Genomic DNA, 6,910 nt, shown 5'->3' on the forward strand with positions numbered 1-6,910 from the left:
ATCGTTATTATTCGTTGATTGCCTGAGGATATACAGAAACCTGTTTTTTGTCTCTGCCCTTTCTCTCAAACTTAACAACACCGTCAACTTTAGCGAATAAAGTATCATCACCGCCGATGCCTACGTTGAGACCCGGGTGAATCTTTGTTCCGCGCTGTCTGTAAAGGATGTTGCCAGCTAATACGAACTGTCCGTCTGCTCTCTTAGCTCCAAGGCGTTTGGACTCAGAATCACGTCCGTTCTTTGTGGAACCAACACCTTTCTTATGAGCAAATAACTGAAGGTTCATCTTAAACATATCGTTACACCTCCCTGAATCGAAATTTGATATATTCTGCTCCATATTCATCCCGGATATTTTCGAGTCCGAGAATCAGGGATTTCATGAGGAGCTGCGACTCAGAACTTATTTTGTCCGGGAAGGAAAAAGAAAAGCTTCCACCATCTTCCCCCACACTTCCTTCAAAGTGATCGTCCGTAAATGTTTCAACGGAGTTTGCCATGTTGAGAACCAGTGCGGAAACAGCAGCACAAATCACGTCCTGTCCGTATTCTGCATAGCCAGCATGACCATTGATATCGATTCCCTTTACTACTTCGTTCCTGTCACGCAGGATATTTACCTGAATCATAATCTTAATTAAGCATTGATCTTTTCAATCTTAACCTGAGTATAAAGCTGTCTGTGACCATTTTTCTTATGGTAGCCAGATTTACGCTTATACTTGTAAACGATAACTTTTTTGCCCTTGCCAACTTTCTCTACTGTTGCAGATACTGTTGCACCCTCAACGGTCGGGCATCCGATTGTAAGCTCTCCGTTGTTAACAGCAAGAACCTGATCAAAAGTCACTGCAGAACCAACCTCTGCGTCAATTCTCTCGATCTTGATGCTGTCGCCCTCGGCTACTCTATACTGCTTACCGCCAGTTGCAATAATCGCGTACATATTGCACCTCCTATTATCATTACTCGCCAGTTATGGTGTCTTCCATCATGGAATCCTTGAAAACCTCACTGTGCGGCACACTATAAAACTATAACAAACAGCGCTTGTATTGTCAAGCATTTTTTCGCAATTTCGATATTTTTCGGTTACAGTTCAGCCATGCGCTGGTTTGAATGGGAAAGTGCTTATGCAAGCTTGCTTGCATAAGCACTTTTTCATCCAAATCAGCATATGGTGGAACCACCAAGCTTCTTGTTTTCATGAATATGAAAACAAGAAGATGTAATGGCTGAACTGTAACATTTTTCGTTATGGCCGAACAATAACGTTTCCTGTATCCGTTCTCCGGACCTGTTTATCCGGCTCTTCCGTACCCGGCAGTCCTTTTCCCGGACTCACCGTACCTGTTCATGCAGCGGTCTGCGGATCTTCTTTCTCGTGAGTTCCACAAGACCAAGAGGTGTCATATCAACAAGTACGGTCTTCACCGGGTCTGCTGTGACAGCGCGCCGCAGTGCTGCGAGAAGTGTCTTCCGGCTCTCCTCTTCCTTCATATCAATAAAGTCCACAATCATGATCCCGGAGAGATTCCTGAGACGGAGCTGGACAGCGATCTCCCCCGCCGCTTCCAGATTTGTCTTCAGGTATGTCTCTTCTGACGTCTTCTTTGAAACGCTCTTAGCCGTATTCACATCAATGACCGTGAGCGCCTCTGTAGGCTCGATCACAAGATTTCCGCCAGATTTTAACCAGACCGTCTTTGAGAGCGCCTGGGACAGGATCGTCTCCAGATGGTATAGAGCTGTGAGTGGAAAATCATCCGTATAAAGTCTGAGTGATGGCATTCCTGCTGCCATGGAACATGCCATCTTTGCAGAATCAACCGCTGTGGAATCCGCTGTTGCTGCAGAGTTTTCTGCCGCCTCAGAATCCGCTGCTGTTCCGGAATTCTCCGCCGCCCTGCTGTCTGTAATCCCTAACGCATCCTGCAGTTCTTTATAAACTTCCGGCAGATCCGTGACAACTTCCAGTCCATCACAGATCTTTAGATCCCGGACCGCACGAACCGCAAAACTCTCCGGCCGATACAGCACACTGTAACAGGTCCGGCTTGCCGCTGCTTTACAGATCACCAGATACCGTTCATAAAGCGCTGCAAACTCCTCAAACACCTTATCGATCCCAGCCGCCTCTCCGTTCGTCCTGACGACAAGACCGCAGTCTCCGTGTTCTGTCGCCTCCCAGCGCCGTTTTACCGCATCCCGCCATTCCTTATCCCGGATCTTCGCGGAAATTCCAAGGGAACTTTTCCCGGCACTCAGAACCGCCGTCTGCCCTGTCAGCGTAAGATTTGAGGTGAGCACCGCGTCCTTCGTCTTCACCGCAGAGCGCTCCACCTGCACCAGGATCTCATCTCCGGCTTTCAGCGGTCCATGCTCCGTCCTTCCATCCGCGTAGATCGGGCGCGCATTTTCCTTCAGGCTGTAAAACCCGTTGACACCCGGCCGGTACTCTACAAATGCCGCATTGATGTTCTTTGAAATATTTTTTACTTTTCCTACAAAGATCACGCCGGTCTCTTCCTCCGCCGCTTCCGGTTCAAAGTCGATCTGAGCGGCATGTCCATTTTTAAAAAGCACTGCGGCAGTTTTCCCGCGCAGTGCTGTAATGATCAGTTTATCCAACATGTTCTCCAATTTCTTCTCCGAAGGATTCCAGAGTCACAAACTTATGTTCTCCCGCGTCCGCGTATACTTCCTCACGGTTGATGCGGAACGCAAACTGCGGATACTCTTTTCCCAGAGACTTACAGTATGCCTCGAGGACCAGCTCCGGCTTTACATTCGCAGCACTTCCCGAAGAGAGCTGTAAAAAGAGTCCGTTTCCGTCCGCCCCACGGTGCGCCTCGTAGATCAGCGGCTTTAAGTCCATCTCCTTCTCTCCCTTTTTCGTCTTTTTCACGATATTCAGGTTTCCGTTTTCGATGAAATCAAGAATTCCGTTGTAGAATTCTTCCGCTGTCACGGAAAGTCCGTTCTCGTAATCGTCTCTCAGGACGATGGTATAATCACATGCCGCAACGATGGACATGGCGTTTTCCGCGTCATCCGGCAGTTTCCGGTAGCTCAATACCTCAACGCCTTCCACCATCGTGTCGTTCAGCCGTTTCACCATCCCTGCGGAAGAGTCCGTGGACAGCACCTCAATATCCAGATACTCGCCGCTTCCGGTGAGGCCCACGCCGAGCGGTGCCGCAAAGGACATGATCTGATGTGGGGAGAAACCTTCGGAATAGCGGATATCCACATCCGCGCGGCGCATGGCCTTCTGGAAATACCGCATCGTGTCGAGATGTCCGATGAACTTCATCGCTCCCTGCTTGGAAAACTTAATTCTGATCTTCATAACAGACACCTCCTCCAAATCTTCTCACACCGCAGCCGGAACAGCGCATTCTGCAGTTTGGGGTGACAGTCTCTTTTGTGGCATTGATCCACTCTCTCTTTAAGAATTCCTTCGTCACCCCTGTATCGATGAAATCCCACGGGAATACCTCATCGAGGGAGCGTGCTCTCGTCGTATAGAAATCGATGTCCACGCCACATGTCTCAAAGGCATTCATCCAGATCTCATTGTTAAAGCTCTCAGACCATGCGTCATAGAGCGCACCCTGTCTGTAGGCCTCCTCAATGACAGCAGCGACCTTCCGGTCTCCACGGGCAAGAACGCCCTCGAGGACCGTCACGTCCGCCTCATGCCAGTTGTATTTTAAGCTCTTGTGGTTCAGCATCTCGTGCATCTTGTGGTTTACAATGCGGGCTTTTCCGAGGAACTCCTCTTTTGTACTCATCTGCGCCCACTGGAACGGGGTAAATGGCTTCGGAACGAAGAATGACGTACTCGCAACGACCTGTACCTTTCCGTTTCGCTTGTCCTTCGGAATCTCGTAGTACTTCTCCGCGATCTTCTCGGAAAGCAGGGCAATTCCTTCCATATCTTCCACGGTCTCTGTCGGAAGTCCCAGCATGAAATACAGCTTTACACGGTTCCATCCGCCCTGAAATGCCAATGCGGAGCCGTTTAAGATATCTTCCTCTGTCAGTCCCTTATTAATAACATTTCTCAGTCTCTGGGAACCCGCCTCCGGCGCGAAGGTCAGGCTGCTCTTCTTGACATCCTGAACCTTGCTCATAACGTCAAGGGAGAAGGCGTCGATACGCAGGGACGGCAGGGACACGTTCACGCCTTTGCCGTGGAAGGTATCGATCAGGAATGTTACAAGTTCTTCCAGACTTCTGTAGTCACTAGAACTTAAGGAGCTTAAGGAGATCTCCTCGTGTCCCGTGCTCTTTAACATCTTATAAGCCAGCTCTTTTAAATGCTCTACATTCTTCTCGCGGACCGGACGGTAGATCATTCCAGCCTGACAGAAACGACAGCCGCGGATGCAGCCACGCATGATCTCGAGAACCACGCGGTCCTGGGTCGCCTTGATAAACGGAACCAACGGTTTCTCCGGGTAGACGGACTCTGTCATTTCCATAACAAGCTGCTTTTCCACCTTCTCCGGCACCCCCGTCGCTGTCGGCAGAAAGCTCCTGATCGTGCCGTCTTCCTCATATGTCACTTCGTATAAGGACGGAACATAGATTCCCGGAATTCCCGCTGCCTTTCTCAAGAACTCCTGTCTGGAATCCCCGTTCTTTCTGGACTCCTTGTAGACATCAAGAAGCTTCCGGTAGGAGATTTCTCCCTCTCCGATATAAAACATATCAAAGAACACCGCGATCGGCTCCGGGTTGTAGGAACACGGACCGCCACCGATGACGACCGGATCATCCCAGGTACGATCCTCCGCGTGAAGCGGAATGTCGGAAAGCTCCAGCACCTGTAAAATATTCGTGTAGCACATCTCATACTGAAGCGTAATTCCAAGGAAATCGAATTCCTTCACCGGGTCCTGGGACTCAAGGGCAAATAATGGGATATGTTTCTCCCTCATGATCTTATCAAGGTCTGTCCACGGGGAGTATACACGCTCACAGTACACGTCCTCATACTTGTTAAACATATCGTAGAGGATCTGGATTCCCAGATGGGACATACCGATGTCATACACATCCGGAAAGCACATGGCAAACCGAATGTCCACAAGGGACGGATTTTTCTTCACCATGTTCACCTCACCGCCGATGTAGCGGGCGGGCTGCTGGATACTCAAGAGTATCTCTTCTGGTAATGCTAGTTTTCTCATAAATCCTTATTTTACCTACATTTCTCACGTTTTTGCGATGCGTTCATCGCTGTTTTTTGGTTTTTTAGTTCTTTTTCTCTGATCTTCTCCGTAAGCGGAAAAACACAAATTCTTGTCAAGTGTTTTTTCTCTCGGACAGTTTACATAATATTTTTTACTCTTACGACAAAAAAAATTTTCTGAAATACGCACAATTCGGATTTTCCATTATTTTACGGATAAATCCGCTCTAAATGTACAGATCAGACCGCATTATTATACGGTATTTCCCGCGTTTCCGCAACAGATTCTTTCCCGGAAGCAATTTTTCGAGCTCATATCGTCGAACTTTTTATCAAATTTTCCGAATACTCTTTGAATCCAAGAACCTCTTCACAAGCTTTCTGGCTCGGGACAACTTAGTGTTGCATCGGGAAAATTCCGCTGGAATATCCGAGCACGACGGCCTGTTCTTTGATATTGACCTGGCAATGAACCATCAGCGTTGCGTATACATGACACAAATCGTGCCAGTGAAAATCCTCCGGGAGGCAGTAAAGTTTTTTCAGGGAATTGAAACTGAGCTGAAAGCTAATGATATTTCTTGCATAACTGTTTATTTTTATACATATAGGCATCTGCATCATCCAATAACATCTGCATTGTACACGACATATTACCGGAGGATAACGCCCATCCGCATGCATAGTCGATTGGTATTTGATTTTCATGACTATTTAATCTGTCTTTTTCTTCGTACAAGGATTTTATTATTTCCTTAATTTCCGCCTCGCTTGTATGATAAATGACTGCCACAAACTCATCTCCGCCATATCTTCCAACAAAATCCTTTTCTGGAATAACGCTTCGCAAAAGCTTTGCGAAATTCATTATTAACTGATCTCCTGCGGAATGTCCCATTGTATCATTTACAGTTTTTAGATTATTTAAATCAAACATTATACATGCTGTAGGATCAGTAATCATATCTTTTTTATCAAGAAGCTCATTACAGGCATTTTTATTTGGCAGCCCAGTATGGGCATCTATGAATGCTCTCTGTTCCAGCAGTCTGTTTTGCATTGCCATCTGCATTGCCCTTAGCGTCTGCATAATAACCAATATCACCAGACTCAACATATCAAGTGCCGACAAAAGCTCTATGGTACGAATCTTTGTAGCAATCTTTTCTGAATAGCTTTCTGCGGCAGAGACAGTTTCATCTGCCATCGTAAAATATATTTCACTCATATTAACAATATCTGTATTTTCGTATCCCTTGTTTCTTACTGCTCTAATTTCTGTTTTCAATTTATCCCAGTAATCACTCTGGATTTGCAATTTTTCCTGATATTCTTCGTCATTGAGTTTTACCAGATCATAATATCCATCCTGATATCTCAATCCAAGAAGAATATCATCCAAATATTTAATTAATTCTTCATTTTGGTTTCCTGTAATTTCTAATTTTACTTCGCGCTGTGTAGCTCCACGTACCAGACCTGCATAATTTATTACGCGTGCTGTCCCCTGCAGCCTGCTGATCTGAATCATCATAAAAATAACAAGAACTACTAATATCAATATAAGGAAACTCTGTATAATACCTATTATATTATTACTTTTCCTGTTTTTCTGCATTTCACAATTTCCCCCTCACTATAATGGTATCGTAATTTAAGACACTTTGTTGTGGTCAAGCTTTTTTGTAACACTTGTGGCTAAAA

The 6,910-nt window shown here is 46.3% G+C and carries 7 protein-coding genes; all 7 read right to left on the minus strand.

All coding sequences use genetic code 11. The features are described 5' to 3' along the window. Positions 1–7 precede the first annotated feature (7 nt). The 7 genes from rpmA to DW677_RS11030 all read right to left on the minus strand — a co-directional run bounded on the left by rpmA (position 8) and on the right by DW677_RS11030 (position 6,824). Entirely contained in the window at positions 8–298 is a 291-nt protein-coding gene (gene rpmA, locus DW677_RS11000; protein ID WP_015554473.1) for a 50S ribosomal protein L27, read from the minus strand. A gap of 4 nt (positions 299–302) precedes the next feature. After that, on the minus strand, positions 303–632 hold the full coding sequence (locus DW677_RS11005) for a ribosomal-processing cysteine protease Prp (protein ID WP_015554472.1): 330 nt from the start codon (positions 630–632) through the stop codon (positions 303–305). Positions 633–640: 8 nt separating this feature from the next. Next, on the minus strand, positions 641–949 hold the full coding sequence (gene rplU / locus DW677_RS11010; protein ID WP_021905027.1) for a 50S ribosomal protein L21: 309 nt from the start codon (positions 947–949) through the stop codon (positions 641–643). A gap of 395 nt (positions 950–1,344) precedes the next feature. Then, positions 1,345–2,637, minus strand: coding sequence for a ribonuclease E/G (locus tag DW677_RS11015; RefSeq protein WP_117567232.1), 1,293 nt, complete (start codon positions 2,635–2,637; stop codon positions 1,345–1,347). After that, positions 2,627–3,355, minus strand: a complete 729-nt coding sequence (locus tag DW677_RS11020) for a TIGR03936 family radical SAM-associated protein (RefSeq protein WP_117567234.1) — start codon at positions 3,353–3,355, stop codon at positions 2,627–2,629. The genes DW677_RS11015 and DW677_RS11020 overlap by 11 nt, the downstream gene beginning before the upstream one ends. After that, positions 3,339–5,204, minus strand: coding sequence for a TIGR03960 family B12-binding radical SAM protein (locus tag DW677_RS11025; protein ID WP_117567236.1), 1,866 nt, complete (start codon positions 5,202–5,204; stop codon positions 3,339–3,341). The genes DW677_RS11020 and DW677_RS11025 overlap by 17 nt, the downstream gene beginning before the upstream one ends. 570 nt (positions 5,205–5,774) lie before the next feature. Continuing rightward, complete coding sequence (locus DW677_RS11030) at positions 5,775–6,824, minus strand: GGDEF domain-containing protein (protein WP_117567238.1); 1,050 nt, start codon at positions 6,822–6,824, stop codon at positions 5,775–5,777. Positions 6,825–6,910 lie beyond the last annotated feature (86 nt).

This window comes from Clostridium sp. AM25-23AC (assembly GCF_003435125.1).
GTDB lineage: Bacteria > Bacillota > Clostridia > Lachnospirales > Lachnospiraceae > Pilosibacter > Pilosibacter fragilis.